The organism is Enterobacter sp. LM3 (assembly GCF_046622475.1).
GTDB classification, from domain to species: Bacteria; Pseudomonadota; Gammaproteobacteria; order Enterobacterales; family Enterobacteriaceae; genus Enterobacter; species Enterobacter cloacae_P.
Genome location: NZ_JBJURN010000010.1, coordinates 1 through 25,071, shown reverse-complemented (window position 1 = coordinate 25,071; position 25,071 = coordinate 1). Strand labels below are relative to the sequence as shown.

Sequence of the window (25,071 nt, the reverse complement as noted above, 5' to 3'; positions counted from 1 at the left end):
ACCACTACACCGTTTCCGCGATATAGACCGTTGAGCGGCGACGGTAATTCTCATAAATCCCCATCGCCAGCAGAGAGAAGAAGATTGGGCCACCTACCATCCACAGCGCGCTGTTCCAGTCATTCGCCTCAATCACTGGCTGAATAACCGTAAAAATGTTAGCGAACGCCACCACCAGCACCACCACCGTGGTAGCCAGCAGCGTAGCCGCGCGGGTTTTGAAAATCACAAACGGACGTTCCAGATCCTGCTTTGCTTTAAAGAACGGGAACGCCAGCGTCAGGAAAAGATAAGGCAGCGTCATTGACACATTCGCCATCAGAGTCAGCTTGTTATAAAACGCCGAGGCGGTATCCCCGCCAAATGACACCAGCAGAATAAACACACATACCAGCAGGCACTGCATCCACATCGCGTTGGCTGGCATCCCGGTGGTGTTGAGCTGTGTCATACGCGCGGGCCACAGCGCTTTTGGCGTGCCCTGAATAATGGCTTTCAGCGGAGAGTAAATCAGCGTGAAGAAGGCCCCCGTATAGGCGAGGAACATCGACAGCCCGGTAATGCGCGCAAACCAGACTCCCATCATTGTCGCTGCGTCCGGCGTCAGGTGCATGGCCTGCCCCAGCGTCATGCCAAGACTCTTCATCAGCACATAGGTGATGTTACCCAGATTAGTGGTGTTGTTACTCAACACCTGCTGCCAGTTGGTGCTGACGCCCCACAGGAAAATCGCCAGCGAGTAGCCGATGGAGATAACAATCGCCGCGAAGATGATCCCTTTGGCAAAGTTCTTTTCCGGGTTTTCGGTTTTGTCGACCAGGCCGCCCACCGCCTCAATACCACCGTAGGCAAAGATGGCAAACACCACGAAAGAGAGCATGGCAAGGCCGGACTGATAGCCCGGATTCGGTGACGACACAAAATTCACCTCCTGTGCAAAGTGCCCACCGTTCAGACAGAGAATCGCGATACTGACCAGCAGCAGCACCAGGTTCAGACACATTACAGCAATACCGCCCACGGCAGTGATGCGGGCAATTTTGTTGATCCCTTTCGAGGCCACCAGCGTAACGACGACCATCCAGCAGACTGCCAGAATACCCACCACCTGTGTTGAGCTCAGACCTGCCAGAGACCAGACCTGCGTTTTATCTGCCCCGAACAAAAATGTGGAAAAGGGTACCCAGACTTTCGCTGCCGTGCTGACCATCCAGACAACGTAAGAGGAGAACCACATAAACGTGCCGATAAATGCATAGCGCGGGCCGACGCTGTTATTCATCCACGAATAGATCCCACCCTCTTCTTTCCGGTAGGCCGAGCCCATTTCCGCCATCATCAGCGCAAACGGAATAAAGAAGAACAGCGCCGAGACGATATAGAACGGCGTCGCGCTGTAACCCATCAGGTAGAAAGCCGACGGGCTGTTGGCAAAGCCAAAGACCGACGTAAAAATCATCAGGATGAGCCCGGTGAGGGTCATTTTTTTGAGTGAGTGAGACATAGAACCATCCGAAGAAGTATTAAGCTCCGCGGATGGTAACAGATGACCAGACAAATATTGTGGCTATGCCGGGCAAATTAAGAAATTAACCTGTGTATAGAGAAAGTGGCAGTTTTTCATGTTGTCGTGCGGAAATGGAAAGGATTATTGCCAGAGGGGGATATAGGCCGGGTAAGCGACAGCGCCACCCGGCATTTCGTTAAGCGCGGTCAACCGTAAACGCAATCACATCGCCCAGCTGTTCCGCACCCAGCGCCAGCATCACCAGACGGTCAACGCCCAGCGCCACGCCGGAGCAATCCGGCAGACCAGCCTGTAAGGCGTCAAGCAGGTTAGTGTCGATCGGCTGCTGCGGTAACCCCCGCGCGCCACGCTTGCGGTTATCCTGCTCAAAGCGCTGCTGTTGTTCGCGCGCGTCGGTCAGCTCATGGAAACCGTTCGCCAGCTCAATGCCTTTGTAATAGACCTCAAAACGCTCCGCCACGCGGTGATCTTCCGTGCTAATCTGCGCCAGCGAGGCCTGGCTTGCCGGGAAGTGATAAACAAAAGCCGGCCTGTCTTTGCCAATCTGCGGTTCAACGCCAAAAGTGAACAGTAACTGCAGCAGCGTATCGCGGTCTTCTTCCGTATCCGCCACGTTGCTCAGATCCAGTTTTGCCGCCACTTCGCGCAGCTGGGTTTTGTCCGCAGATAGCGGATCGATTTCAAGATAACGCTGGAACGCCTGCTGATATGAAAGCGTTTCCGCTTCTGAGCAATCCAGTACCTGCTGCAGCAGGTCGTCCACCTCGTTCATCAGGCGGTACATATCGTAATGCGGACGGTACCACTCCAGCATGGTGAATTCCGGATTATGGTGACGCCCCATCTCTTCATTACGGAAGCTGCGGCACAGCTGATACACCGGGCCACAACCCGCTGCCAGCAGGCGCTTCATGTGGTATTCCGGGCTGGTCATCAGATACAGATTCATCCCCTGGGAGTGACCAGGACCAACAAAACGGGTTTCAAACGGGACCAGATGAATATCCGTTACCGTTGCCTGACTCATGCACGGCGTTTCCACCTCCAGGACTCCGCGATCGGCAAAGAAACGACGGATCTCCGCCATAATTGCAGCGCGTTTTAACAGGTTAGGGATGGATGCGCTCGGCTGCCAGGTGGCCGTTTCGCTCATGAGTTTTTCTCCGATTTCAGACAAGGGCACGAAGTCTACTCGTTAGCGGGGACAGAGACAAATTTTGCACAGCTAAAGGTGCGATTTCATTTAGGGGAAAAATTATGTGACCCATTCCATCAATCGCAATGATAAATCACCGCACAGAACAGCAAAAAAATCGAACACGTCAAATTTCCCTCACATCCACACGGTTATACTGTTTTACCCATAAAGGAGCAGTGGAAACGCTTTCGCAATCGTCTCTTCGGACAGTTGAACTACCTTTAGTTCATCGCATTGCGAAATAACAAAAATCTGGAGGAATGTCGTGCAAACTTTTCAAGCCGATCTTGCCGTAATAGGCGCTGGCGGTGCTGGATTACGTGCTGCGATTGCTGCAGCACAAGCTAATCCGAACGCTAAAATCGCACTGATTTCAAAAGTCTACCCGATGCGCAGCCACACGGTTGCCGCAGAGGGAGGATCCGCCGCCGTTGCGCAGGATCATGACAGCTTCGAATACCATTTCCACGACACGGTTGCAGGGGGCGACTGGCTTTGCGAACAGGATGTCGTTGACTACTTCGTGCATCATTGTCCAACGGAAATGACCCAGCTTGAACAGTGGGGATGCCCGTGGAGTCGCCGCCCGGACGGCAGCGTCAACGTTCGCCGTTTTGGCGGGATGAAAATTGAACGCACCTGGTTTGCCGCCGATAAGACCGGCTTCCACATGCTGCACACCCTGTTCCAGACATCCCTTCAGTTCCCCCAGATCCAACGCTTTGACGAACATTTCGTTCTCGACATTCTGGTTGATGACGGCCAGGCGCGTGGTCTGGTCGCGATGAACATGATGGAAGGCACCCTTGTCCAGATCCGCGCCAATGCGGTGGTGATGGCAACGGGTGGCGCGGGTCGTGTTTACCGCTATAACACCAACGGCGGTATCGTCACCGGTGACGGCATGGGCATGGCGCTGAGCCACGGCGTGCCGCTGCGCGATATGGAATTCGTGCAGTACCACCCAACCGGCCTGCCGGGCTCTGGCATTCTGATGACGGAAGGCTGCCGCGGTGAAGGCGGTATTCTGGTCAACAAAAATGGCTACCGCTACCTGCAGGATTACGGCATGGGCCCGGAAACCCCGCTCGGCGAGCCGAAAAACAAATACATGGAACTCGGCCCACGCGACAAAGTCTCTCAGGCCTTCTGGCACGAGTGGCGTAAAGGCAACACCATTTCTACGCCACGCGGCGATGTGGTCTATCTTGACCTGCGCCACCTGGGCGAGAAGAAACTGCTGGAGCGTCTGCCGTTCATCTGCGAACTGGCGAAAGCTTACGTGGGTGTCGATCCGGTGAAAGAGCCGATTCCGGTGCGTCCAACCGCGCACTACACGATGGGCGGTATCGAAACCGACCAGCAGTGTGAAACGCGCATCAAAGGATTGTTCGCCGTGGGCGAGTGTTCCTCTGTCGGCCTGCACGGCGCAAACCGTCTGGGGTCTAACTCACTGGCCGAGCTGGTCGTCTTTGGCCGCATGGCGGGTGAACGCGCAATGGAGCGTGCAGCAACCGTGGGCGAAGCCAACAGCGCCGCGCTGGATGCCCAGGTCGCAGACGTCGAAAAACGTCTGAAAGATCTGGTCAATCAGGAAGGTAACGAAAACTGGTCGAAAATCCGCGACGAGATGGGCATGTCGATGGAAGAAGGCTGTGGTATCTACCGTACACCAGAGTTGATGCAAAAAACCGTCGACAAACTGGCGGAACTGCAGGAACGCTTCAAACGCGTGCGCATCACCGATACTTCCAGCGTGTTCAATACCGACCTGCTTTATACCATCGAACTGGGTCACGGCCTGAACGTAGCGGAATGTATGGCGCACTCTGCCCTGGCACGTAAAGAGTCGCGCGGGGCGCACCAGCGTCTGGATGAAGGTTGCACCGAACGTGATGACGTCAATTTCCTGAAACACACCCTCGCCTGGCGCGACGCGGATGGCACGACTCGCCTGGACTACAGCGACGTGAAGATCACCACGCTGCCACCGGCTAAACGCGTGTACGGTGCAGAAGCAGAAGCAGCCGAGAAGAAGGAGACGGCGAATGGCTGAGATGCAAAAACTGAAAGTTGAAGTGGTGCGCTACAACCCGGAAGTGGACTCCGCACCGCACAGCGCTTTCTATGAAGTCCCTTATGACGAGCAAACCTCTCTGCTGGATGCGCTCGGTTACATTAAAGACAACCTGGCACCAGACCTGAGCTACCGCTGGTCCTGCCGTATGGCAATCTGCGGCTCCTGCGGCATGATGGTCAACAAAGTGCCTAAGCTTGCCTGCAAAACCTTCCTGCGTGAATACACCAAGGGCATCAAGGTTGAAGCACTAGGCAACTTCCCGATCGAGCGCGATCTGGTGGTCGATATGACCCACTTTATCGAAAGCCTGGAAGCCATTAAGCCGTACATCATTGGCAACCCGCGCACGCCGGATCAGGGGCCAAATACCCAGACGCCTGCACAGATGGCGAAATACCATCAGTTCTCCGGCTGCATCAACTGCGGCCTGTGTTACGCCGCCTGTCCACAGTTTGGTCTGAACCCTGAGTTCATCGGCCCGGCCGCTATTACTCTGGCGCACCGTTACAACGAGGACAGCCGCGACCACGGTAAAAAAGAACGTATGGCGCAGCTTAACAGCCAGAACGGCGTCTGGAGCTGCACCTTTGTGGGTTTCTGCTCCGAAGTATGTCCGAAGCACGTCGACCCGGCCGCCGCTATTCAGCAGGGTAAAGTGGAAAGCTCGAAAGACTTTCTTATCGCAACCCTGAAACCACGCTAAGGAGTGCATGATGACGACTAAACGCAAAGCCTATGTGCGGCCAATGCCGTCCACCTGGTGGAAGAAACTGCCGTTTTATCGCTTCTATATGCTGCGTGAGGGCACTGCAGTGCCCGCGGTCTGGTTCAGCCTTGAGCTGATGTACGGTGTGTTTGCCCTCAAACATGGCCCTGAAACCTGGGCCAGTTTTGTCGGGTTCCTGCAAAACCCTGTCATTGTGATCCTGAACCTGATCGTCCTCGCGGCGGCGCTGCTTCATACCAAAACCTGGTTTGAACTGGCACCCAAAGCGGCGAACATCATCGTTAAAGGCGAGAAAATGGGACCAGAGCCGGTCATTAAAGGGCTTTGGGCAGTGACGGCCATTGCCACCGTGGTCATTCTGTTTGTCGCACTGTTCTGGTAAGGAGACTACTGTGATCAATCCAAATCCAAAACGTTCTGATGAGCCAGTCTTCTGGGGTCTGTTTGGCGCAGGCGGCATGTGGAGTGCCATCATTGCACCGGTAATCATCCTGCTGGTCGGCATTATGCTGCCGCTGGGGCTGTTCCCGGGAGATGCGCTGAGCTATGAGCGCGTGCTGGCGTTTGCGGGCAGCTTTATTGGCCGTGTGTTCATCTTCCTGATGATCGTCCTGCCGCTGTGGTGTGGCCTGCACCGCATTCACCACGCGATGCATGACCTGAAAATCCATGTGCCAAGCGGTAAATGGGTGTTCTACGGTCTGGCAACTATCCTGACCGTGGTAACGCTGATTGCTGTGATCACCATCTGATTCACCAGGCCCGCCCTCCGGCGGGCCTGTCATTTCTGCATTTTCCCCACCAGCCACTGTGTAAACTCGCGCATTGCAGGCGTTTCTGCCCGTGACTGCAGCCTTGTCAGCCAGTAACTGCCCAGATCAATCTGCGTCGCAAACGGCTGTACAATGCGCTCGCTATTCAACAGATGGGTAAACATACTGACAGGTGCGATGGCTACCCCCACACCTGTCTGTGCCGCTTCCAGCATGGTGACAGACGAATCAAATACCATCACCCGATGCGTTGGTGACGGTGGATGTTCTCCCGCAGCCTGCATCCACGCTGACCACTCGTCACGCCGATAGGAGCGCAACAGAGTAAATTTCAGGATGTCGGCCGGGGTGTGTAGCCCCACGGCAATGTCAGGTGAACAAAGCGGAGCCAGCGGCGCATGGCAAAGAAACGTAGCCTCCGTGCCGTGCCACGCCCCTCCGCCGTAACGGATTGTGTAATCAAGCCCTTCGGCTGCCGGGTCGACACGGTTGTTATGAGTGGAAAGCTGCAGGTCGATATGCGGATAACAGCGGCGAAAATCATCAAGCTGCGAGAATAAAACCCCCGTGGCAAAAGTCCCCACAACGCCAATTTTCAGCTTCTCCTGAGCCCGGTGGCTGGCAAAACGATCCAGCATACCGGCAATACGATCGAACGAATCGTTCAGTACCGGCAGCAAATTCTCCCCTTCCGTGGTCAGCATCAGCCCACGCGAAACGCGAACAAACAGCTGGCAGTTAAGGTGGTGCTCCAGCGTCTTAACGTGCTGGCTGATAGCAGAATGGGTCACATTCAGCTCGATTGCAGCATTAGTAAAACTGAGATGTCTTGCGGCGGCCTCGAAGGCCCGAAGCGAATTGAGAGGGAGATAGCTACGTGTCATCGGTCTTTCCGTTAGAAAAATTAACAGCTAATGCTAAATTTAACCGTTTGTCAGACACAGTCAAATCCAACAGACTACGCTTGTCTGACGGCCAGGACATCCCCATTGACTCGCTATTACGGAAGATATCTGATGATGAAAAAAACCCTTTGCTGTGCGCTTCTGCTCGGCCTCTCGTGTTCCGCCCTGGCGGCAACCCTGTCAGAAAAACAGCTTGCTGACACCGTTGAACAAACCGTTACCCCCCTGATGAAAGCGCAGGCCATTCCAGGGATGGCCGTCGCGGTGATTTATCAGGGTAAACCTTACTATTTCACCTTTGGTAAAGCCGATGTCGCGGCAAACAAGCCCGTCACAGCACAGACCTTATTCGAATTAGGTTCAGTCAGCAAAACCTTCACTGGCGTGCTGGGTGGTGATGCGATTGCCCGCGGTGAGATTTCGCTGACCGATCCGGTAACAAAATACTGGCCTGAACTGACGGGCAAGCAGTGGCAGGACATTCGCCTGCTGGATCTGGCGACCTATACCGCCGGTGGCCTGCCGTTGCAGGTACCGGATGAGGTTACTGACAATGCGTCGCTGCTGCGCTTTTACCAGTCCTGGCAGCCACAGTGGAAACCGGGCACAACCCGCCTTTATGCGAACGCCAGCATCGGTCTGTTTGGCGCACTGGCGGTTAAACCTTCCGGCATGAACTTTGAACAGGCGATGACTGAGCGGGTCTTTAAACCCCTGAAGCTCACGCATACCTGGATTCATGTTCCAGAAGCAGAAGAACAGCACTACGCGTGGGGATATCGTGACGGTAAAGCGGTTCACGTTTCGCCGGGAATGCTGGACGCCGAAGCTTATGGCGTTAAAACCAGCATTAAAGATATGGCGCGCTGGGTGATGGCCAATATGTCATCTGATGCCGTATCAGATACTTCCCTGAAACAAGGGATCGCTCTTGCACAGTCGCGCTACTGGCGAGTCGGTGCAATGTATCAGGGACTCGGCTGGGAGATGCTCAACTGGCCGGTAGATGCCAAAACCGTTGTTAATGGCAGCGACAATAACGTGGCACTGGCTCCACTGCCTGCCGTGGAAATTCACCCGGCAGCACCTGCTGTGAAAGCCTCCTGGGTACATAAAACGGGGTCGACGGGCGGGTTCGGCAGCTATGTGGCCTTTATTCCGGAAAAGCAGCTCGGCATCGTGATGCTGGCGAATAAGAGCTACCCAAATCCGGCGCGCGTTGAAGCGGCTTACCGTATCTTAAGTTCTCTGCAGTAAAACATTGCCGGGTGGCGCTATGCTTACCCGGCAAAACCCCCTACATTTTCCTTGCTGTAATCTACACTTAACAAAAAACAGTAAGGAAACAACTATGCGCATTCTGCCTGTTATCGCCGCAGTGACAGCCGCGTTTTTAGTGGTTGCCTGCAGTTCCCCTACTCCGCCTCCCGGTGTCACCGTCGTCAGTAATTTCGACGCGCAACGGTTCCTCGGCACATGGTATGAAATCGCCCGTTTTGATCATCGGTTCGAACGGGGCTTAGAGAAAGTCACAGCCAATTACAGCCCAATGGATGATGGCGGTATTCAGGTCATCAACCGTGGTTACAACCCGGAACGGGGGATATGGCAGCAGTCAATTGGTCAGGCGTACTTTACCGGCGACCCGCACCGGGCCGCGCTGAAAGTCTCATTCTTTGGCCCGTTCTACGGCGGATATAACGTGATAGCGCTCGACAGAGAATACCGCCATGCGCTGGTTTGCGGGCCGGATCGCGATTATCTGTGGATACTCTCCCGCACCCCGACCCTTTCACCAGAAATGAAACAGCAGATGCTGGACGTCGCGACCCGGCAAGGTTTTGATGTCTCAAAACTTATCTGGGTTGAACAGCCGCATTAATGTGCGCTGAGCTTCAGCCCAATAATACCCGCCACAATCAGGGCGAGGCTGGCGATGCGCGCCAGACTCGCTGACTCCCCCAGCAGCAGAATGCCGGTGATGGCTGCGCCTACGGCACCAATTCCCGTCCAGACGGCATAAGCCGTCCCCACTGGCAGGGAGCGCATAGCCCACGACAGCAGGACAATGCTCACAATCATTGCAGTAAGAGTAATCACGCTGGGTGTCAGGCGGGTAAAACCGTGGGTGTACTTCAGGCCTATCGCCCATACCACTTCGAGCAGACCGGCAATAACAAGAATAATCCAGGACATATCAGGCTCCTTAACTTAAAGGTAAGTTGGGGCCGTCCCCGGTGAGTAAAGCGCTTACGGGTCGTCCCGTAAGGCAGAGATTACGCCGCATATTTTGGTTAGCGTGCGATTTTTTTTCAATACTTTTGTGCTGAACGGGTTAAGGCAAGAAATAGCCTCAGTATGCCGCGTAGTTCCGGCATTTACCACTCATCCGACTTCCCTATGATGGTGTGCTTTCTGATGGCAGGAAGCCAAACCACTAGCCGACTGCGAATACAATATGTTCAAAATTCTTTTGATTGACCGGTGTCACTTCACCCGCGCAGGGTTTGAAGCGTGGCTCAATCATTCCGGTTTATTCCCTGGCCATTTCGTCGTGACCGGGCTGAATAACCTCATCCTCGCCAGAGAGCACATCCTGCAATGGAAACCGACGCTGGTTATCGCCGATCTGCACGGTTTCCGGCAGGATCTTCATCATTTTCAGCAACTCTCTTCTCTGCTGCATGCCAGTAAAACGTTACCCTTTATTTTACTGCAGTCGGGTGAAGAACAGGAAATGGCGGGATACCTGGCACAGTTCCCGGTATGGTCTTCGTTGTTGAAAAACGCCGACCTTGAGGAGCTGGCTGTGGTGATCAACGACGCCTTAACATCCTGTGCAAGCTTTGAAATACCGCAAGTTGCCGCCCCTCTGCTGACCCGCCAGGAGGAGAAGGTGCTGACATTGTGGATGGACGGCGCAAGCAATCAGAAAATTGCCAGCCACCTGAGTATCAATGGAAAAACGGTGTATACCTATAAACGGAATATCCGCATGAAGCTGCATATGGATACGCGTTTCTCACCGTTTTTAGCTCTGCAGGAAGCAGAAAGCTGACGGTACGGCACCCGTTAGTCCCGTACCGTTTATGATTACTGCTGAGCTTTGGTTGCCGCACCAGAGATTGCGCTACCACCTTCAGAAATATCCTGACCGACGCCACGCGCGGTATTACAGGCGGTTAAAACTGATGAAAGCACCAGAACAGAAAAGATCGCTGCAATTGTCTTTTTAACCATAATGTCGTCCTTTTATCGCCAACGTGATGTTGTGTATAGCCATTTAAGGATAGACAAAATCCCGTTAGTTGACGGAAAGGAATACGGTTTTCAGAAAATTGGACGTAATCAGCTGGCGGCGTGAGAGATGATATGCCCCAGATCCTGGACATCTTCACCGACGCCACGGGCAGTATTACAGCCAGAAAGGAGTGCGCCAGAAAGCGCTAACAGAAGCAGAATTTTAACGGTACGTTTCATCATCCCTGCCTGAAAAATCAGGCGCAGCGGACACTGCGCCTTACGTCATTTACATGAATTACTTCACGCGGGACACGTATTCGCCGGAGCGGGTATCCACTTTGATCACTTCGCCAGTCTGTACGAACAGTGGAACTTTAACCACTGCACCGGTAGACAGTTTGGCTGGCTTACCGCCGGTACCTGCGGTGTCACCTTTCAGGCCTGGATCGGTTTCAACGATTTCCAGCTCTACGAAGTTTGGTGGGGTCACAGCGATAGGCTGGCCGTTCCACAGGGTCACGATGCACTCAGCCTGATCCAGCAGCCATTTAGCGCTGTCGCCTACTGCTTTCTCATCAGCAGACAGCTGTTCGAAAGTTGAGTTGTTCATGAAATGATAGAACTCACCGTCGTTGTACAGATAGGTCAGGTTCATATCAACAACATCAGCGCCTTCAGCAGAGTCAGTAGACTTGAAGGTTTTCTCAACACGGGTGCCAGTCAGCAGGCGGCGCAGCTTAACGCGTGCGAATGCCTGGCCTTTACCTGGTTTAACGAATTCGCTGGCTTCAACCGCATACGGTTCGCCGTCCATCATGATTTTAAGACCAGCACGAAAATCGTTGCTATAGTACGTTGCCATAAGGCCCTCTAAATTTGTTAACTGGTAGCTAAGCCACAAAATGGCGCATATTGTAACCCTAAACACCCCGTCCAGAGAAGATTGGTTATCGCAACTTGCCGATGTAATCACCAGTCCTGATGAATTGCTGCGTCTTTTAGACCTCGATCAGCATCAAGAGTTGCTTGCAGGCCGTGAGGCGAAGCGGCTCTTTGCCCTGCGCGTTCCCCGCGCATTTGTTGCCCGCATGGAGAAAGGCAATCCTGATGACCCGCTATTAAAACAAACACTTACCTCACAGGATGAGTTTGTGACTGCACCGGGTTACAGCACCGATCCGCTGGAAGAGCAGAACAGCGTGGTGCCCGGTTTACTGCACAAATACCTCAACCGCGCGCTGCTGCTGGTGAAAGGCGGTTGTGCGGTAAATTGTCGTTATTGCTTCCGTCGACACTTCCCGTACGCCGAAAATCAGGGCAATAAACGCAACTGGCAGGTTGCGCTGGATTACATTGCGGCCCATTCAGAGCTGGATGAGATTATTTTTTCCGGTGGCGATCCGCTGATGGCAAAAGATCATGAGCTGGACTGGTTGCTGACCCAGCTTGAAGCTATCCCGCACATTAAACGCCTGCGTATTCACAGCCGCCTGCCGGTCGTGATCCCGGCACGTATTACTGACGGGCTGGTGTCGCGCGTTGAACAGTCTCGTTTGCAGGTACTGCTGGTAAACCATATCAACCACGCGAACGAAATCGACGAAGCGTTCCGTTCCGCAATGGCGCGTCTGCGTAAAGCGGGTGTGACGCTGTTGAACCAGAGCGTGTTGCTGCGCGGTGTGAATGATAGTGCCCACGTGCTGGCCAACCTGAGCAATGCCTTGTTTGATGCGGGTGTGATGCCTTATTACCTGCACGTGCTGGATCGCGTGCAGGGTGCGGCGCATTTCATGGTCACGGATGAAGAAGCCCGGCAGATTATGCGCGAACTGTTAACGCTGGTTTCTGGCTATATGGTGCCAAAGCTGGCACGTGAAATTGGCGGTGAGCCGAGTAAGACACCACTGGATTTGCAACTGCGGCAGAGCTAGTTTCCCTCACCCTCTCCCCACAGGGGAGAGGGAAAAAGACAATCAGTTCGGGCACTTATACACCTGGCCATTCATCTGGCTGGCCGTTGGCACGAAGCTGGACAGCATACCCTGCGTTGGGCTGCTCACACCGTAAATCACGTTACCACCCATTGCCGCAGCCTGGTTACGCAGGGCGTTTGCCGCACCACGCATAGAGCCACCTTCTTCGCCGTGTTGGCCCGACATCCAGTTGCTTTGCTCACCGCTTGCCGTGCCTAAAAACTGGCATTCGCTGCCCGGCTTATCTTCCACAAAGCGAACACCCTGACCCGCGGCCGACAGCTCATTGCTGGAGCTACAACCCGCCAGCAGCAATGCTGCCCCTACGATCCCTGCACAGACTTTTACGCGCATGTTATTCCTCGTTTTCAATAAGCTGGACAGTAGTTGTCCGTGTGTAAATCTTATACTAAAAAGATGACCAAAAGAAAAACCACCGGTCATTATCTGCGACATCCCCGCGAGAAAGCGTTACGTCCCTAAATAGATTCTGATAATAGCCGTATCGGTATCGTCTTTTACGGCTTTTTTTGCTCTAAGTAGCACTCCATTGGCGTATTTTCCTGCGCCCCAGGGATAAATTCATAAGGAGGCAACATGAGCAATCCCCCCCACAGCCAGAGAAAAGTAACATGGTCGGGGTATCTCGTTTTCATTATCACCATTATTTTCTTTTCCGGTTTGTTCTCGAAAACCACCGAATGGTGGCGAGTGTTTGATTTTACCGTACTGAACGGCACGTTTGGTCAGGTCAATGGGGTCGCGGCAACCCCCGCCTCTTTTCGCGGTATTGGTGGCACAGGTGCAAAGGATGGCTTTCTTTTTGCCTTAGAGCTCGCCCCATCGGTCATTTTATCTCTGGGTATTATTGCCGTAACCGAAGGGTTGGGCGGTCTTCGCGCAGCACAACAGCTGATGACGCCGATCCTCAAACCCCTGCTGGGTATCCCTGGTATTTGCTCTCTGGCGCTGATCGCCAACCTGCAAAACACCGATGCCGCTGCCGGGATGACGAAAGAAATGGCGGATGACGGCACGATCACCGACAGGGAGAGGGCTATTTTCGCCACCTTCCAGACCAGCGGCAGCGCCATTATTACCAATTACTTCTCATCAGGTGCTGCGCTGTTTACCAGTATCACGGTTCCGGTGATTACTCCCCTGGTCGTTATCCTTATTTTTAAGTTTATCGGTGCCAATTTTTTACGCCTGTGGATTGCCCGGATTGAAAACCGACAGCTAAAGGAGCCACAAAGTGACAGCACTCGTGCGTAAAAACATCATGGATATGTTTATCGATGGAGCCCGCCGTGGGTTTACCATTGCCACCACCAGCCTGCTGCCTAACGTCGTGATGGCCTTTGTCATTATTCAGGCACTGAAAGTTACGGGGCTTTTGGATATTGTCGGCAAGGTGTGCGCCCCCATTATGGCGATTTGGGGATTGCCCGGCGAAGCCGCTACCGTTCTGCTGGCAGCAGTCATGAGCATGGGAGGTGGCGTCGGCGTCTGTGCGAGCCTGGTTGCCACCAGTACGCTTAACGGCCATGATGCGACTATTCTCCTGCCTGCGATTTATTTGATGGGTAATCCAGTGCAAAACACTGGCCGTTGCCTCGGCACTGCAGGCGTGAACCCTAAATACTATCCACACATCATTACTATCTGCGTGATTAACGCCCTGCTTTCACTTTGGGTGATGCAATTACTCTTCTAAAAGAAAGCCCCCGGCATTTCTGCCGGGGGCTTCTTTATTTCCGCAAGACGCAGAACAACATGATTACATCATGCCGCCCATACCGCCCATGCCACCCATGCCTGCAGCACCTAAGTCAGGTGCGTCGCCTTTAGGCAGGTCGGTCACCATGCACTCGGTGGTGATCATCAGGCCAGCGACAGATGCCGCGTACTGCAGAGCAGAACGGGTCACTTTGGTTGGATCCAGGATACCGAAGTCGATCATGTTGCCGTATTCTTCAGTTGCTGCGTTGTAACCGTAGTTACCTTCGCCTGCTTTCACGTTGTTGGTCACAACAGATGGCTCTTCACCGGCGTTGGACACGATCTGACGCAGTGGAGCTTCCATTGCGCGCAGCGCAACTTTGATACCCACGTTCTGATCTTCGTTCTGAGCAGTCAGGCCGGACAGTTTCGCGGCAACACGCACCAGCGCCACACCACCACCAGCAACCACGCCTTCTTCTACCGCAGCACGGGTCGCGTGCAGGGCATCGTCAACGCGTGCTTTTTTCTCTTTCATTTCAACTTCAGTCGCAGCACCGACTTTGATTACCGCAACACCGCCTGCCAGTTTCGCTACGCGCTCCTGCAGTTTTTCACGGTCGTAATCGGAAGTGGCTTCTTCGATCTGCTTACGGATCTGACCAACACGGCCCTGAATCGCCGCTTCGTCGCCCACGCCATCGATGATGGTGGTGGTGTCTTTGTTGATCACAACACGTTTAGCCTGGCCCAGGTCTTCCAGGGTCGCTTTTTCCAGCTCCATACCGATCTCTTCAGAGATGACGGTACCGCCGGTCAGGGTAGCGATATCCTGCAGCATCGCTTTACGGCGGTCGCCGAAGCCAGGTGCTTTAACCGCAGCCACTTTCACGATGCCACGCATGGTGTTAACCACCAGGGTCGCCAGCGCTTCGCCTTCAACGTCTTCAGCAATGATAACCAGCGGTTTGCCTGCTTTCGCAACGGCTTCCAGCACTGGCAGCATTTCGCGGATGTTGGAGATTTTCTTGTCAGCCAGCAGGATGAACGGGCTTTCCAGCTCAACAGCGCCAGTTTCTGGCTTGTTGATGAAGTATGGGGACAGGTAACCGCGGTCGAACTGCATACCTTCAACCACGTCCAGTTCGTCTTCCAGACCGGTACCGTCTTCAACGGTGATCACGCCTTCTTTACCGACTTTATCCATCGCTTCCGCGATCAGTTTACCTACGGTTTCGTCGGAGTTAGCGGAGATGGTACCTACCTGAGCAATGGCTTTAGAGTCAGAGCACGGTACGGACAGCGCTTTCAGTTCTTCAACAGCGGACGCGACAGCTTTGTCGATACCACGTTTCAGATCCATTGGGTTCATGCCCGCAGCAACGGCTTTCAGACCTTCGGTGATGATAGCCTGAGCCAGCACGGTCGCGGTGGTGGTACCGTCGCCTGCAGCGTCGTTCGCTTTAGAGGCCACTTCTTTCACCATCTGCGCGCCCATGTTTTCGAACTTGTCTTCCAGCTCGATTTCACGTGCTACAGAAACACCATCTTTCGTGATGGTTGGCGCGCCGAAGGATTTGTCCAGCACTACGTTACGGCCTTTCGGGCCCAGGGTTACTTTAACTGCGTCTGCCAGTACGTTTACGCCGCGGAGCATTTTTACACGAGCGTCGTTACCGAATTTTACGTCTTTAGCTGCCATGTTCTTATTTCCTCAAATTCTCGTGCGTAAATTACGCTTCAACAATTGCCAGAATGTCGCTCTCGGACATGATCAACACGTCTTCATTGTCGATCTTCTCGGATTTCACGCCGTAGCCATCGTTGAAAATGACGATGTCACCAACTTTAACGTCCAGTGGCTGCACAGTTCCGTTTTCCAGAATGCGGCCCTTACCGACAGCGATGATTTCGCCACGCGTTGATTTGGCTGCTGCAGAACCGGTCAGAACGATGCCGCCAGCAGACTTGGTTTCAACTTCTTTACGTTTGACGATCACACGATCATGTAACGGACGAATACTCATTGATAGCTCTCCTTTGAGAAAGTCTTTATCAGTTATGGATGACGCCGATCCGCATGCGGTTTTCCGGCTAGTGCTCTGAGAGATGGGGATAGCTTTTTCCCCCTTCAAGGGGGAGTCGAAAAAAAATTTGCGAAAGTGTTACCATCGCTTCTCTTTTGATGGTGGCAGGACGATGTAAATGAGTGGACTCAAGCAGGAGTTGGGGCTGGCACAGGGCATTGGCCTGCTCTCAACCTCCTTGTTAGGCACGGGCGTGTTTGCAGTACCCGCGCTGGCGGCACTGGTGGCCGGAAATAACAGCCTGTGGGCATGGCCGGTACTGATTGTGCTGGTGTTTCCGGTAGCGATTGTCTTTGCCGTGCTCGGGCGACATTTTCCCAGCGCAGGCGGTGTTGCACACTTTGTCGGCATGGCATTTGGCCCGCGTCTGGAACGCGTTACCGGCTGGCTATTTCTTTCTGTGATCCCGGTCGGCCTGCCTGCGGCATTGCATATCGCGACGGGCTTTGGGCAGGCACTCTTCGGCTGGCATAACGAACAACTGCTGCTGGCCGAACTGGGCACGCTGGCAATTGTCTGGTGGGTCGGCTCACGCGGAGCCAGTTCCAGCGCCAACCTGCAAACGCTGGTCGCGGTGCTGATCGTCGCACTCATTGCCGCCATCTGGTGGGCGGGCGATATCTCCCTGGCAGAGATCCCTTTCCCGGCTATCACGGATGTCGATCATTCCCAGCTGTTCGCCGCACTTTCGGTAATGTTCTGGTGTTTTGTCGGTCTGGAAGCGTTCGCTCACCTGGCATCCGAGTTTAAGCAGCCGGAACGTGATTTTCCCCGAGCCTTGATGATTGGCCTGCTGCTGGCAGGCACGGTTTACTGGGCCTGTACCGTGCTGGTGTTGCACTTCAACGCGTTCGGGGCGGATAAAGCCGCCGCCGCATCGCTGCCGGGCATCGTGGTTGCGCTGTTTGGCGTGAAAGCACTATGGGTCGCCTGCGTCATCGGCTATCTGGCCTGTTTTGCCAGCCTCAATATCTATATTCAGAGCTTTGCCCGTCTGGTGTGGTCTCAGGCGCAATATAAACCGCAAAGCCGCCTTGCTCGCCTGTCAAAACGTCAGCTCCCGTTAAATGCATTGAATACCGTACTCGGCTGCTGCGTGCTGAGCACGCTGTGTATTTACGGGCTGAACATCAATCTGGATGCGCTGATTGTCTACGCCAACGGCATCTTCATCATGATCTATCTGCTGTGCATGCTGGCGGGCTGTCGTCTGCTAAAGGGGCGTTTTAAAGCGCTGGCAGTCATAGGGGGTGTGCTGTGTCTGCTACTGCTGGCGATGGTGGGATGGAAGAGTTTGTACGCCATTATTATGCTGACGGGACTGTGGCTGTTCTTACCGAAGCGCAGTGTGGTTTAAGGTGTTGTAGGCCCGGCAGGTGCAACGCCACCGGGCAAAATCAGCTTAACGATCGTCTTTGTGATCTAAACGGTCGTTCTGCTCGTCCTTACGCTGATACTCCCCTTCAAACGTATCCCCTGGCCCTGTACTGAACCCACCACCCGGCATGCGGCTGAAACGCAGGTGTGGCAGCAACTTCATGGTCAGGTGCTTTTGCACCGGCGGCAACAGCAGCAACAGACCGAGGAAGTCAGTAAAGAACCCCGGCAGGATCAGCAGCAGGCCCGCAATAATCAGCGACACGCTTTTGATCATCTCGGCAGCCGGGCTTTCGCCTGCAGCCATCTTTTGCTGCATTAACAGGAAATTTTTGAAACCCTGGTTGCGCACCAGCGACACGCCGATGACAGAGGTGAAGATCACCAGAATCAGTGTCAGCAGGACACCCAACACATGGGCAACCTGGATGAAAATTGAAATCTCAATGTAAACATAGAGAAAGAAAGCAATAAACGGTACCCAGCGCACTGGCATCTCCTGTATGGCAGGTGCCATCTGGCCCCTGTCTGAATGTGTTCGCGAAACGCGTCTGTAAGAGATGGAGACGGTTAGCCAAAATTCAATCGGTTTGCACGGATATTTTTTCTGGAAATATTAAAGCGGTGACTCATTTCACAGATTAATAATTATCATGCATTCGAGACGATAATAAGTGATCCAGCTTACGGCAATTCGCTATCATCAGCATATGATCTCGAGCATCTGGCTGATTGAGGGAATAATCGTCGGTCAGAAAATATTCAAAACCACATATATACTGTGTGTTTAGTACAATCCATCGGCAGCTTGAAAAGAAGGTTCACATGTTAAACAACATTCGTATCGAAGAAGATTTGTTGGGTACCAGGGAAGTTCCAGCGGATGCCTACTATGGTGTTCACACTCTGAGAGCGATTGAAAACTTCTACATCAGCAATAGCAAAATCAGTGACATCCCTGAATTTGTACGTGGCATGGTTATGGTGAAGAAAGCGGCAGCACTGGCAAACAAAGAGCTGCAAACCATTCCAAAAAGCGCTGCAAATGCGATTATCGCCGCGTGCGATGAAGTGCTGAACAATGGAAAATGCATGGATCAGTTCCCGGTTGACGTCTATCAGGGCGGCGCGGGTACCTCCGTCAACATGAATACTAACGAAGTGCTGGCAAACATTGGCCTGGAGCTGATGGGTCACCAGAAAGGTGAATACCAGTACCTGAACCCGAACGACCACGTTAACAAATGTCAGTCTACCAACGATGCCTACCCAACCGGCTTCCGCATCGCAGTGTATGCCTCTGTGGTGAAACTGGTCGACGCGATTAATCAACTGGGCGATGGCTTCCAGCATAAAGCGGTTGAGTTCCAGGATATCCTGAAAATGGGTCGTACCCAGCTGCAGGATGCGGTGCCAATGACCCTCGGCCAGGAGTTCCACGCGTTTAACGTTCTGCTGAACGAAGAGACCAAAAACCTGCTGCGCACCTCCGAGCTGCTGCTGGAAGTGAACCTGGGGGCAACCGCCATCGGCACACGACTGAATACGCCGGATGGCTATCAGCAACTGGCCGTACAGAAACTGGCTGAAGTCTCTAACCTGCCGGTTACGCCTGCTGAAGACCTGATTGAAGCCACCTCTGACTGCGGCGCATACGTCATGGTACACAGCGCCCTGAAACGTCTGGCGGTGAAACTGTCCAAAATCTGTAACGACCTGCGCCTGCTCTCCTCCGGCCCACGCGCTGGCCTGAACGAAATCAACCTGCCAGAACTGCAGGCGGGTTCGTCCATCATGCCAGCGAAAGTTAACCCGGTGGTGCCAGAAGTCGTGAACCAGGTCTGCTTTAAAGTCATCGGTAACGACACCACCGTGACAATGGCCTCTGAAGCGGGTCAGCTGCAGCTGAACGTGATGGAGCCCGTCATTGGCCAGGCGATGTTTGAATCTATCCACATCCTGACTAATGCCTGCTACAACCTGCTGGAAAAATGCATTAACGGCATTACCGCGAACAAATCCGTGTGTGAAGGCTATGTGTATAACTCCATCGGGATCGTCACCTATCTCAACCCGTTCATCGGCCACCATAACGGCGACATCGTCGGTAAGATTTGTGCCGAAACCGGTAAGAGCGTGCGTGAAGTGGTACTGGAGCGTGGGCTGTTGACCGAAGCCGAGCTGGACGATATTTTCTCGGCGCAAAACCTGATGCACCCGGCCTATAAAGCGAAACGTTATACCGATGAAAGCGAACAGTAACAGTTCAGGCTAAGCTTGCGAAAGGCACGTCACTTGTGACGTGCCTTTTTTCTTTTTAGGCGTTACCAAAATACAACAATTCAATATCAACTTGTTAATAAACAAGGCAGGTCCTTATGTTTGGAGCAGAACTCGTCATCGTCTTGTTGGCGATTTATTTGGGAGCAAGACTCGGGGGTATCGGCATCGGTTTTGCTGGTGGTCTCGGGGTGCTCGTTCTTACCCTTATCTTTCAAATCAAACCCGGCGCAATTCCTTTTGACGTCATCGAAATCATCATGGCGGTCATTGCCGCTATCGCAGCCATGCAGGTGGCAGGCGGTATGGACTACCTGGTGAGCCTGGCGGAGCGTATGTTGCGCCGCCATCCAAAATACATCACTTTCCTTGCCCCGCTGGTGACCTGGTTTATGACCATTCTCGCCGGTACTGGCCACACCGCGTTCTCTACGCTGCCGGTGATCACTGAAGTGGCGAAAGAGCAGGGTATTCGCCCATCTCGTCCGCTCTCTATCGCCGTGGTCGCGTCCCAGATTGCGATCACCGCATCACCCATTTCTGCCGCCGTGGTCTTCTTCGCCGGTATCCTCGAACCGATGGGTGTGAGCTACCTGACGCTGCTGGCAATCTGTATTCCGGTGACGCTGATTGCCGTCATGATCACTGCCGTGCTGTGCAACTTCCTCGGCGCTGAGTTGAAAGACGATCCGGTTTACCAGGAACGTCTGGCAAAAGGTGAAGTGAAACTGCGTGGCAGCCAGGTCTTCAAGCTGAAGCCACACGCAAAACGTTCCGTGCTGCTGTTCCTGATCGGTATTGTCGCGGTGATGTTCTACGCGACCGCCATCAGTGACACCGTGGGTCTGATCCAGAACCCGGTACTGCCACGTAACGAAGCAATCGTGGTGTTCATGCTGACGATCGCAACACTTATCAGCATCACCTGTAAAATCGACACCAGTGAAGTGCTGAATGCCAGCACCTTCAAATCCGGTATGAGCGCCTGCGTGTGCGTACTGGGCGTAGCCTGGCTCGGTGATACCTTCGTGAAAGCACACATCAGCGATATCCAGACCGTTGCGGGTGACCTGCTGCACAATTACCCGTGGCTGCTGGCTGTGGTACTGTTCTTTGCCGCCACCCTGCTTTACTCCCAGGCGGCCACCACCAAAGCGCTGATGCCTGCGGCACTGATGCTGGGTGTGACCCCTCTGACGGCGATTGCCTCATTTGCAGCGGTTTCTGCACTGTTCGTGCTGCCAACCTACCCAACCCTGCTGGCAGCGGTTGAGATGGATGATACCGGCTCTACCCGTATCGGTAAGTACGTGTTTAACCACGCATTCCTGATCCCGGGCGTCGTCGCGATCACCCTTTGCGTCATTCTCGGCTTTATCATCGGCGGCGTTGTGCTGTAAACGCCGGGGAGTTGTAAAAATAGTTAAAATCGGGCCGCTCTGCGGCCCGATTCATTAATGAGCAATCGCCTTGCGTGATATAGTGAAGACTTTCGTGATGAGGAGGTCGACCTGTGAACACGCCTGATGCTGTTGTTGTACTTTGTACCGCCCCTGATGAAGCCTCTGCCCAGGATCTCGCCGCCAAAGTGCTGGCCGAAAAACTGGCAGCCTGCGTTACACTCCTCCCAGGAGCCACCTCCCTGTACTACTGGGAAGGGAAACTGGAGCAGGAATACGAAGTCCAGATGCTGCTAAAAACCAATCTGACAAACCAGCAGGCGCTCCTGGACTGCCTCAAATCTCATCATCCCTATCAAACCCCGGAACTGCTGGTACTGCCAGTGGCCCACGGCGATAACGATTATCTCTCATGGCTCAACGCTTCTTTACGCTGATCCTGCTGCTCTGCAGCACGTCAGTTTTTGCCGGGTTGTTTGACACACCCGGCCGCTCGAATTTTATCCCTGCCGACCAGGCATTCGTTTTCGACTTTCAACAGAACCAGCATGACCTCAACCTCACATGGCAGGTGAAAGAGGGCTATTACCTCTATCGCAAGCAAGTTAGCATCACGCCGGCTCAGGCAAACGTGGGTGCATTGCAGATGCCCGCAGGCGAGTGGCATGAAGACGAGTTTTATGGCAAAAGTGAAATTTATCGCCAGCACTTAAGCGTACCCGTCACGGTTAATCAGGCCGGGAAAGGAGCCACGCTGACCGTCACATATCAGGGCTGCGCCGACGCTGGCTTCTGCTATCCACCGGAAACGAAGATTGTTCCGCTGAGCGAAGTGAAAACTGTCACTGACGTTTCCCCGCGCCCCTCCGGGGAGAGGGTCAGTGTGAGGGGAGAAGGCGAAACCACTTCAGACCTCCCCTTCTCCGCACTCTGGGCCTTACTGATTGGCATTGGCATCGCCTTTACGCCGTGTGTACTGCCAATGTACCCGCTGATTTCCGGTATTGTGCTTGGCGGTAAGCAACGTCTTTCCACCGCCCGTGCGCTGCTGCTGGCCTTTATTTACGTGCAGGGTATGGCATTGACCTACACGGCACTTGGTCTCGTGGTCGCTGCTGCCGGGCTACAGTTCCAGGCAGCGCTGCAACACCCTTATGTGCTCATCGGCCTGTCAGTTGTGTTTATTCTGCTGGCCCTGTCGATGTTTGGTCTGTTCACCCTGCAGTTGCCCTCCTCCCTGCAAACCCGCTTAACGTTGATGAGCAACCGTCAGCAAGGCGGATCGGCAGGTGGCGTATTTGCGATGGGTGCCATTGCCGGGTTGATTTGCTCCCCCTGCACAACCGCACCACTCAGCGCTATCTTGTTGTACATCGCTCAGAGCGGCAATATGTGGCTTGGCGGTGGTACGTTGTATCTGTATGCACTGGGCATGGGTCTGCCGCTGATCATGATGACGGTGTTTGGTAACCGTCTGCTACCGAAGAGTGGCCCGTGGATGGAGACGGTGAAAACCGCGTTTGGTTTTGTCATTCTGGCGCTGCCGGTGTTCCTGCTGGAGCGCATCATTGGTGACGTCTGGGGCATTCGTCTGTGGGCGATGCTTGGCGTCGCATTCTTTGCCTGGGCGTTTATCGTTAGCCTGGGGGCAAAAAAACCGTGGATGCGCCTGGTGCAAATCCTGCTGCTCGCGGCTGCACTGGTGAGCGTGCGCCCACTTCAGGACTGGGCATTTGGCGCTCCGGCTACGCAAACGCAGGCACACCTGAACTTCACGCAGATTAAGAACGTAGACGAACTTAACAGTGCCCTGGCGCAGGCTAAAGGTAAACCGGTTATGCTCGATCTCTATGCTGACTGGTGTGTGGCCTGTAAAGAGTTTGAAAAATACACCTTTAGCGACCCACAGGTGCAAAACGCGCTGAAAGAAACGGTTCTGCTTCAGGTGGACGTTACAGCAAACAGCGCGCAGGATAAGACCCTGCTGAAGCAACTTAATGTGCTTGGGCTGCCCACTATCTTATTCTTCAATGAACAAGGTGAAGAGCAGTCGATGCAGCGTGTAACCGGGTTTATGGATGCGGCGGCATTCAGCGCACATTTGCGCGATCACCAACCATAAACAACACTTTAAACGGGACAACCGTTGGGAATAGCGGAGGAGAAAACCGTGCAACGTGAAGACGTACTGGGACAAGCCCTGCAATTACTTGAGATTCAAGGGATCGCCAGCACCACGCTTGAGATGGTAGCCGACCGTATCGATTACCCTCTGAATGAGCTAAAGCGCTTCTGGCCCGATAAAGAAGCGCTGCTTTATGATGCCCTGCGCCATCTCAGCCAACAGGTTGATGTCTGGCGCAGACAGTTGATGCTGAATGAAGAACTGACTGCGGAACAAAAGCTGCTGGCACGCTATACCGCGCTGACCGAATGTGTGAGCAACAACCGCTATCCGGGCTGCCTTTTTATCGCTGCCTGTACGTTCTTCCCCGACCCCAGCCATCCGATCCACCAGTTAGCAGATCAGCAAAAACGTGCGGCGCATGATTTTACCCACGAGCTGCTGACCATGCTTGAAGTGGATGACCCGGCGATGGTGGCGAAACAGATGGAACTGGTGCTGGAAGGTTGCCTGAGCCGCATGCTGGTGAACCGTAGCCAGGCCGATGTGGATACCGCGCACCGTCTGGCTGAAGACATACTGCGTTTTGCCCAGTGTCGTATGGGTGGCGCACTGACCTGATTCAGGGACGTGCAACGGATATCATCAGGAACCACTTAACACGGGCTCGGTCTGAACGATTTATGCAATTTCGACGCACAAACCGACAAATTGCCGCAAACTTAAGCAGTTGAACCGTTTTTCCCGAAATAATGTTGACGGCCATGCTCGATTGCGGTTTAATGCGCTCCGTTGCCCGGATAGCTCAGTCGGTAGAGCAGGGGATTGAAAATCCCCGTGTCCTTGGTTCGATTCCGAGTCCGGGCACCACTATTTAAAGAACCCGCCCAAAAGGCGGGTTTTTGCTTTCTGAGCCAACAACTTGTTGGCTTACCAGTAGTTACCGCCCTTATCTCTCCTCCAGGTCCGCTTCCCGTTGTACAAAATGAGCAGCCCAGAACCGACTACATCCGTAAAGCAGTTCATCAGAAGCGACGTTCACAGAAGAGACAGCGTAACTCAGGCCTGAAATTGATCGATTAAATAAAAACCCTGAGTTATCAGCTCAGGGTTTTTGCGTTTCAGCAGAAAGTGTAGCTCAGCAATACTTATCAATTTGTTTTGTGTGACTGCTGGAAACCCGCGACATCATACTGAGATACGCTATTGGAATTTTTAGAATTCTGCGGCTGAGTACCCGCATAATGGGACCCCGCATTTCCATCGGGGTTGAATGCAGAACCCGGAGCATTGATGGCGTTTCCGGGTGTAACACTGCCGGTCACAGACGTGCCAATTGTCTGGTTGGGTTGCCCCTTTGTTCCTGTCACTGTATGGACGTTGGCGGCTAAAGTCGTTGCAACAGGAACCATTGCGAGAACAACACCTGTGATGAGTTGGTAGATGCGGGACATTGTCACCCCCCTTTGTTCGTAGCTGATGAGTCCCCACCTCAGAAATTATAGTTCTACAGGATTACTTTGTATGTAAGCCAATTTTAGTTTCACACTTTTATGTGGGGGTATCCTGTCGGCTGGGTCAGGTGCAACCGCCGCCGGGCATTTTAAAACACGCAAAGCAAAAAACCCCGCACCTTCCGGTACGGGGTTCTTC

28 protein-coding genes and 1 tRNA gene are annotated in these 25,071 nt (G+C 53.7%); 17 read left to right on the top strand and 12 right to left on the bottom strand.

Features of this window, described 5'->3' with window-relative positions:
- Positions 1 to 4: 4 nt before the first annotated feature.
- Positions 5 to 1,504, bottom strand: coding sequence for a glutamate/gamma-aminobutyrate family transporter YjeM (gene yjeM, locus ACJ9N4_RS12550; RefSeq protein ID WP_182919287.1), 1,500 nt, complete (start codon positions 1,502 to 1,504; stop codon positions 5 to 7).
- 199 nt (positions 1,505 to 1,703) lie between these two features.
- Positions 1,704 to 2,681, bottom strand: a complete 978-nt coding sequence (gene epmA, locus ACJ9N4_RS12545) for an elongation factor P--(R)-beta-lysine ligase (protein WP_182273475.1) — start codon at positions 2,679 to 2,681, stop codon at positions 1,704 to 1,706.
- 310 nt (positions 2,682 to 2,991) lie between these two features.
- Here epmA and frdA point away from each other — a divergent pair, with 310 nt between their 5' ends.
- From frdA to frdD, 4 genes are read left to right on the top strand one after another with little or no spacing between them, the layout of a single operon-like run.
- A complete protein-coding gene (gene frdA / locus ACJ9N4_RS12540; RefSeq protein ID WP_182273474.1) occupies positions 2,992 to 4,782 on the top strand; it encodes a fumarate reductase (quinol) flavoprotein subunit in 1,791 nt (596 codons plus the stop codon).
- Positions 4,775 to 5,509 carry a succinate dehydrogenase/fumarate reductase iron-sulfur subunit gene (locus ACJ9N4_RS12535; protein WP_182273473.1) on the top strand — a complete coding sequence of 245 codons (735 nt, stop codon included), beginning with the start codon at positions 4,775 to 4,777 and terminating at the stop codon, positions 5,507 to 5,509. Before frdA ends, ACJ9N4_RS12535 begins: the two co-directional genes overlap by 8 nt.
- A 10-nt stretch (positions 5,510 to 5,519) precedes the next feature.
- Positions 5,520 to 5,915, top strand: a complete 396-nt coding sequence (frdC, locus tag ACJ9N4_RS12530; protein WP_182274611.1) for a fumarate reductase subunit FrdC — start codon at positions 5,520 to 5,522, stop codon at positions 5,913 to 5,915.
- A gap of 10 nt (positions 5,916 to 5,925) precedes the next feature.
- Positions 5,926 to 6,285, top strand: coding sequence for a fumarate reductase subunit FrdD (frdD, locus tag ACJ9N4_RS12525; protein WP_128312491.1), 360 nt, complete (start codon positions 5,926 to 5,928; stop codon positions 6,283 to 6,285).
- Positions 6,286 to 6,314: 29 nt separating this feature from the next.
- On the opposite strand, the gene ampR is transcribed toward frdD, so the two are convergent.
- Positions 6,315 to 7,190 carry a LysR family transcriptional regulator AmpR gene (gene ampR / locus ACJ9N4_RS12520; RefSeq protein WP_182273472.1) on the bottom strand — a complete coding sequence of 292 codons (876 nt, stop codon included), beginning with the start codon at positions 7,188 to 7,190 and terminating at the stop codon, positions 6,315 to 6,317.
- Between the two features lie 132 nt (positions 7,191 to 7,322).
- Between ampR and ampC the strand changes: the two genes are divergently transcribed.
- Both ampC and ACJ9N4_RS12510 read left to right on the top strand, forming a co-directional pair.
- Positions 7,323 to 8,468: a CMY2/MIR/ACT/EC family class C beta-lactamase gene (gene ampC, locus ACJ9N4_RS12515; RefSeq protein WP_182919286.1), complete on the top strand. Its 1,146-nt coding sequence runs from the start codon at positions 7,323 to 7,325 to the stop codon at positions 8,466 to 8,468.
- A gap of 94 nt (positions 8,469 to 8,562) precedes the next feature.
- Positions 8,563 to 9,093, top strand: a complete 531-nt coding sequence (locus tag ACJ9N4_RS12510; protein WP_182273470.1) for a lipocalin family protein — start codon at positions 8,563 to 8,565, stop codon at positions 9,091 to 9,093.
- Here ACJ9N4_RS12510 and sugE read toward each other — a convergent pair.
- Positions 9,090 to 9,407 carry a quaternary ammonium compound efflux SMR transporter SugE gene (gene sugE / locus ACJ9N4_RS12505; RefSeq protein WP_182273469.1) on the bottom strand — a complete coding sequence of 106 codons (318 nt, stop codon included), beginning with the start codon at positions 9,405 to 9,407 and terminating at the stop codon, positions 9,090 to 9,092. The two genes, ACJ9N4_RS12510 and sugE, sit on opposite strands and share 4 nt — an antisense overlap.
- 262 nt (positions 9,408 to 9,669) lie before the next feature.
- On the opposite strand from sugE, the gene ACJ9N4_RS12500 reads away from it, so the two are divergent.
- Positions 9,670 to 10,269 (top strand): helix-turn-helix transcriptional regulator, encoded by a 600-nt coding sequence (locus ACJ9N4_RS12500; RefSeq protein ID WP_182273468.1) that lies wholly within the window; start codon positions 9,670 to 9,672, stop codon positions 10,267 to 10,269.
- Between the two features lie 35 nt (positions 10,270 to 10,304).
- Here the strand turns inward: ACJ9N4_RS12500 and ecnB are convergent, their stop codons facing one another.
- From ecnB to efp, 3 genes are all read right to left on the bottom strand, one after another.
- Positions 10,305 to 10,451, bottom strand: a complete 147-nt coding sequence (gene ecnB, locus ACJ9N4_RS12495; RefSeq protein WP_182273467.1) for a lipoprotein toxin entericidin B — start codon at positions 10,449 to 10,451, stop codon at positions 10,305 to 10,307.
- A 108-nt stretch (positions 10,452 to 10,559) separates the two neighbouring features.
- A complete protein-coding gene (locus ACJ9N4_RS12490) occupies positions 10,560 to 10,691 on the bottom strand; it encodes an entericidin A/B family lipoprotein (protein WP_182919993.1) in 132 nt (43 codons plus the stop codon).
- 58 nt (positions 10,692 to 10,749) lie between these two features.
- Complete coding sequence (gene efp / locus ACJ9N4_RS12485; RefSeq protein WP_010427766.1) at positions 10,750 to 11,316, bottom strand: elongation factor P; 567 nt, start codon at positions 11,314 to 11,316, stop codon at positions 10,750 to 10,752.
- 40 nt (positions 11,317 to 11,356) lie between these two features.
- Here efp and epmB point away from each other — a divergent pair, with 40 nt between their 5' ends.
- Positions 11,357 to 12,385 (top strand): EF-P beta-lysylation protein EpmB, encoded by a 1,029-nt coding sequence (gene epmB / locus ACJ9N4_RS12480; protein WP_182273466.1) that lies wholly within the window; start codon positions 11,357 to 11,359, stop codon positions 12,383 to 12,385.
- A gap of 42 nt (positions 12,386 to 12,427) precedes the next feature.
- Here the strand turns inward: epmB and ACJ9N4_RS12475 are convergent, their stop codons facing one another.
- On the bottom strand, positions 12,428 to 12,781 hold the full coding sequence (locus ACJ9N4_RS12475) for a DUF4156 domain-containing protein (RefSeq protein WP_182273465.1): 354 nt from the start codon (positions 12,779 to 12,781) through the stop codon (positions 12,428 to 12,430).
- Between the two features lie 243 nt (positions 12,782 to 13,024).
- Here ACJ9N4_RS12475 and ACJ9N4_RS12470 point away from each other — a divergent pair, with 243 nt between their 5' ends.
- On the top strand, positions 13,025 to 13,702 hold the full coding sequence (locus ACJ9N4_RS12470) for a nucleoside recognition domain-containing protein (protein WP_182273464.1): 678 nt from the start codon (positions 13,025 to 13,027) through the stop codon (positions 13,700 to 13,702).
- On the top strand, positions 13,683 to 14,144 hold the full coding sequence (locus ACJ9N4_RS12465) for a YjiG family protein (protein ID WP_182273463.1): 462 nt from the start codon (positions 13,683 to 13,685) through the stop codon (positions 14,142 to 14,144). The genes ACJ9N4_RS12470 and ACJ9N4_RS12465 overlap by 20 nt, the downstream gene beginning before the upstream one ends.
- 63 nt (positions 14,145 to 14,207) lie before the next feature.
- On the opposite strand, the gene groL is transcribed toward ACJ9N4_RS12465, so the two are convergent.
- Together groL and ACJ9N4_RS12455 are read right to left on the bottom strand one after the other, a co-directional pair.
- Positions 14,208 to 15,851 (bottom strand): chaperonin GroEL, encoded by a 1,644-nt coding sequence (gene groL / locus ACJ9N4_RS12460; protein ID WP_182273462.1) that lies wholly within the window; start codon positions 15,849 to 15,851, stop codon positions 14,208 to 14,210.
- A 31-nt stretch (positions 15,852 to 15,882) separates the two neighbouring features.
- Complete coding sequence (locus ACJ9N4_RS12455; protein ID WP_048971807.1) at positions 15,883 to 16,176, bottom strand: co-chaperone GroES; 294 nt, start codon at positions 16,174 to 16,176, stop codon at positions 15,883 to 15,885.
- 178 nt (positions 16,177 to 16,354) lie between these two features.
- On the opposite strand from ACJ9N4_RS12455, the gene yjeH reads away from it, so the two are divergent.
- Entirely contained in the window at positions 16,355 to 17,593 is a 1,239-nt protein-coding gene (gene yjeH, locus ACJ9N4_RS12450) for an L-methionine/branched-chain amino acid transporter (protein WP_182273461.1), read from the top strand.
- Between the two features lie 45 nt (positions 17,594 to 17,638).
- Here the strand turns inward: yjeH and ACJ9N4_RS12445 are convergent, their stop codons facing one another.
- The gene (locus ACJ9N4_RS12445; RefSeq protein WP_182274609.1) at positions 17,639 to 18,103 is read right to left on the bottom strand and encodes an FxsA family protein; all 465 of its coding nucleotides are present in this window, start codon (positions 18,101 to 18,103) and stop codon (positions 17,639 to 17,641) included.
- A gap of 335 nt (positions 18,104 to 18,438) precedes the next feature.
- Between ACJ9N4_RS12445 and aspA the strand changes: the two genes are divergently transcribed.
- From aspA to ACJ9N4_RS12415, 6 genes are all read left to right on the top strand, one after another.
- Positions 18,439 to 19,875, top strand: a complete 1,437-nt coding sequence (gene aspA / locus ACJ9N4_RS12440; protein ID WP_411500525.1) for an aspartate ammonia-lyase — start codon at positions 18,439 to 18,441, stop codon at positions 19,873 to 19,875.
- A gap of 116 nt (positions 19,876 to 19,991) precedes the next feature.
- A complete protein-coding gene (locus tag ACJ9N4_RS12435; RefSeq protein WP_182273459.1) occupies positions 19,992 to 21,293 on the top strand; it encodes an anaerobic C4-dicarboxylate transporter in 1,302 nt (433 codons plus the stop codon).
- 113 nt (positions 21,294 to 21,406) lie between these two features.
- A complete protein-coding gene (gene cutA / locus ACJ9N4_RS12430; protein ID WP_182273458.1) occupies positions 21,407 to 21,730 on the top strand; it encodes a divalent cation tolerance protein CutA in 324 nt (107 codons plus the stop codon).
- Positions 21,706 to 23,415 carry a protein-disulfide reductase DsbD gene (locus ACJ9N4_RS12425; RefSeq protein ID WP_411500524.1) on the top strand — a complete coding sequence of 570 codons (1,710 nt, stop codon included), beginning with the start codon at positions 21,706 to 21,708 and terminating at the stop codon, positions 23,413 to 23,415. The genes cutA and ACJ9N4_RS12425 overlap by 25 nt, the downstream gene beginning before the upstream one ends.
- Positions 23,416 to 23,463: 48 nt before the next feature.
- Positions 23,464 to 24,039: a transcriptional regulator gene (locus ACJ9N4_RS12420; protein WP_182919282.1), complete on the top strand. Its 576-nt coding sequence runs from the start codon at positions 23,464 to 23,466 to the stop codon at positions 24,037 to 24,039.
- 173 nt (positions 24,040 to 24,212) lie between these two features.
- Positions 24,213 to 24,288: transfer RNA gene (locus ACJ9N4_RS12415), tRNA-Phe, on the top strand.
- A gap of 281 nt (positions 24,289 to 24,569) precedes the next feature.
- On the opposite strand, the gene ACJ9N4_RS12410 is transcribed toward ACJ9N4_RS12415, so the two are convergent.
- Positions 24,570 to 24,872, bottom strand: a complete 303-nt coding sequence (locus tag ACJ9N4_RS12410) for an adenylate cyclase (protein WP_182919281.1) — start codon at positions 24,870 to 24,872, stop codon at positions 24,570 to 24,572.
- Between the last annotated feature and the right edge of the window lie 199 nt (positions 24,873 to 25,071).

What these genes read in the sequence shown, in the direction of transcription:
- yjeM (WP_182919287.1), bottom strand. Translation starts at nt 1,504, where the DNA reads ATGTCTCACTCACTCAAAAAAATGACCCTCACCGGGCTCATCCTGATG.
- epmA (WP_182273475.1), bottom strand. Translation starts at nt 2,681, where the DNA reads ATGAGCGAAACGGCCACCTGGCAGCCGAGCGCATCCATCCCTAACCTG.
- ACJ9N4_RS12535 (WP_182273473.1), top strand. Translation starts at nt 4,775, where the DNA reads ATGGCTGAGATGCAAAAACTGAAAGTTGAAGTGGTGCGCTACAACCCG.
- frdC (WP_182274611.1), top strand. Translation starts at nt 5,520, where the DNA reads ATGACGACTAAACGCAAAGCCTATGTGCGGCCAATGCCGTCCACCTGG.
- ampR (WP_182273472.1), bottom strand. Translation starts at nt 7,190, where the DNA reads ATGACACGTAGCTATCTCCCTCTCAATTCGCTTCGGGCCTTCGAGGCC.
- ampC (WP_182919286.1), top strand. Translation starts at nt 7,323, where the DNA reads ATGATGAAAAAAACCCTTTGCTGTGCGCTTCTGCTCGGCCTCTCGTGT.
- ACJ9N4_RS12510 (WP_182273470.1), top strand. Translation starts at nt 8,563, where the DNA reads ATGCGCATTCTGCCTGTTATCGCCGCAGTGACAGCCGCGTTTTTAGTG.
- sugE (WP_182273469.1), bottom strand. Translation starts at nt 9,407, where the DNA reads ATGTCCTGGATTATTCTTGTTATTGCCGGTCTGCTCGAAGTGGTATGG.
- ACJ9N4_RS12500 (WP_182273468.1), top strand. Translation starts at nt 9,670, where the DNA reads ATGTTCAAAATTCTTTTGATTGACCGGTGTCACTTCACCCGCGCAGGG.
- ecnB (WP_182273467.1), bottom strand. Translation starts at nt 10,451, where the DNA reads ATGGTTAAAAAGACAATTGCAGCGATCTTTTCTGTTCTGGTGCTTTCA.
- ACJ9N4_RS12490 (WP_182919993.1), bottom strand. Translation starts at nt 10,691, where the DNA reads ATGAAACGTACCGTTAAAATTCTGCTTCTGTTAGCGCTTTCTGGCGCA.
- efp (WP_010427766.1), bottom strand. Translation starts at nt 11,316, where the DNA reads ATGGCAACGTACTATAGCAACGATTTTCGTGCTGGTCTTAAAATCATG.
- epmB (WP_182273466.1), top strand. Translation starts at nt 11,357, where the DNA reads ATGGCGCATATTGTAACCCTAAACACCCCGTCCAGAGAAGATTGGTTA.
- ACJ9N4_RS12475 (WP_182273465.1), bottom strand. Translation starts at nt 12,781, where the DNA reads ATGCGCGTAAAAGTCTGTGCAGGGATCGTAGGGGCAGCATTGCTGCTG.
- ACJ9N4_RS12470 (WP_182273464.1), top strand. Translation starts at nt 13,025, where the DNA reads ATGAGCAATCCCCCCCACAGCCAGAGAAAAGTAACATGGTCGGGGTAT.
- groL (WP_182273462.1), bottom strand. Translation starts at nt 15,851, where the DNA reads ATGGCAGCTAAAGACGTAAAATTCGGTAACGACGCTCGTGTAAAAATG.
- ACJ9N4_RS12455 (WP_048971807.1), bottom strand. Translation starts at nt 16,176, where the DNA reads ATGAGTATTCGTCCGTTACATGATCGTGTGATCGTCAAACGTAAAGAA.
- yjeH (WP_182273461.1), top strand. Translation starts at nt 16,355, where the DNA reads ATGAGTGGACTCAAGCAGGAGTTGGGGCTGGCACAGGGCATTGGCCTG.
- aspA (WP_411500525.1), top strand. Translation starts at nt 18,439, where the DNA reads ATGTTAAACAACATTCGTATCGAAGAAGATTTGTTGGGTACCAGGGAA.
- ACJ9N4_RS12435 (WP_182273459.1), top strand. Translation starts at nt 19,992, where the DNA reads ATGTTTGGAGCAGAACTCGTCATCGTCTTGTTGGCGATTTATTTGGGA.
- ACJ9N4_RS12425 (WP_411500524.1), top strand. Translation starts at nt 21,706, where the DNA reads ATGGCTCAACGCTTCTTTACGCTGATCCTGCTGCTCTGCAGCACGTCA.
- ACJ9N4_RS12410 (WP_182919281.1), bottom strand. Translation starts at nt 24,872, where the DNA reads ATGTCCCGCATCTACCAACTCATCACAGGTGTTGTTCTCGCAATGGTT.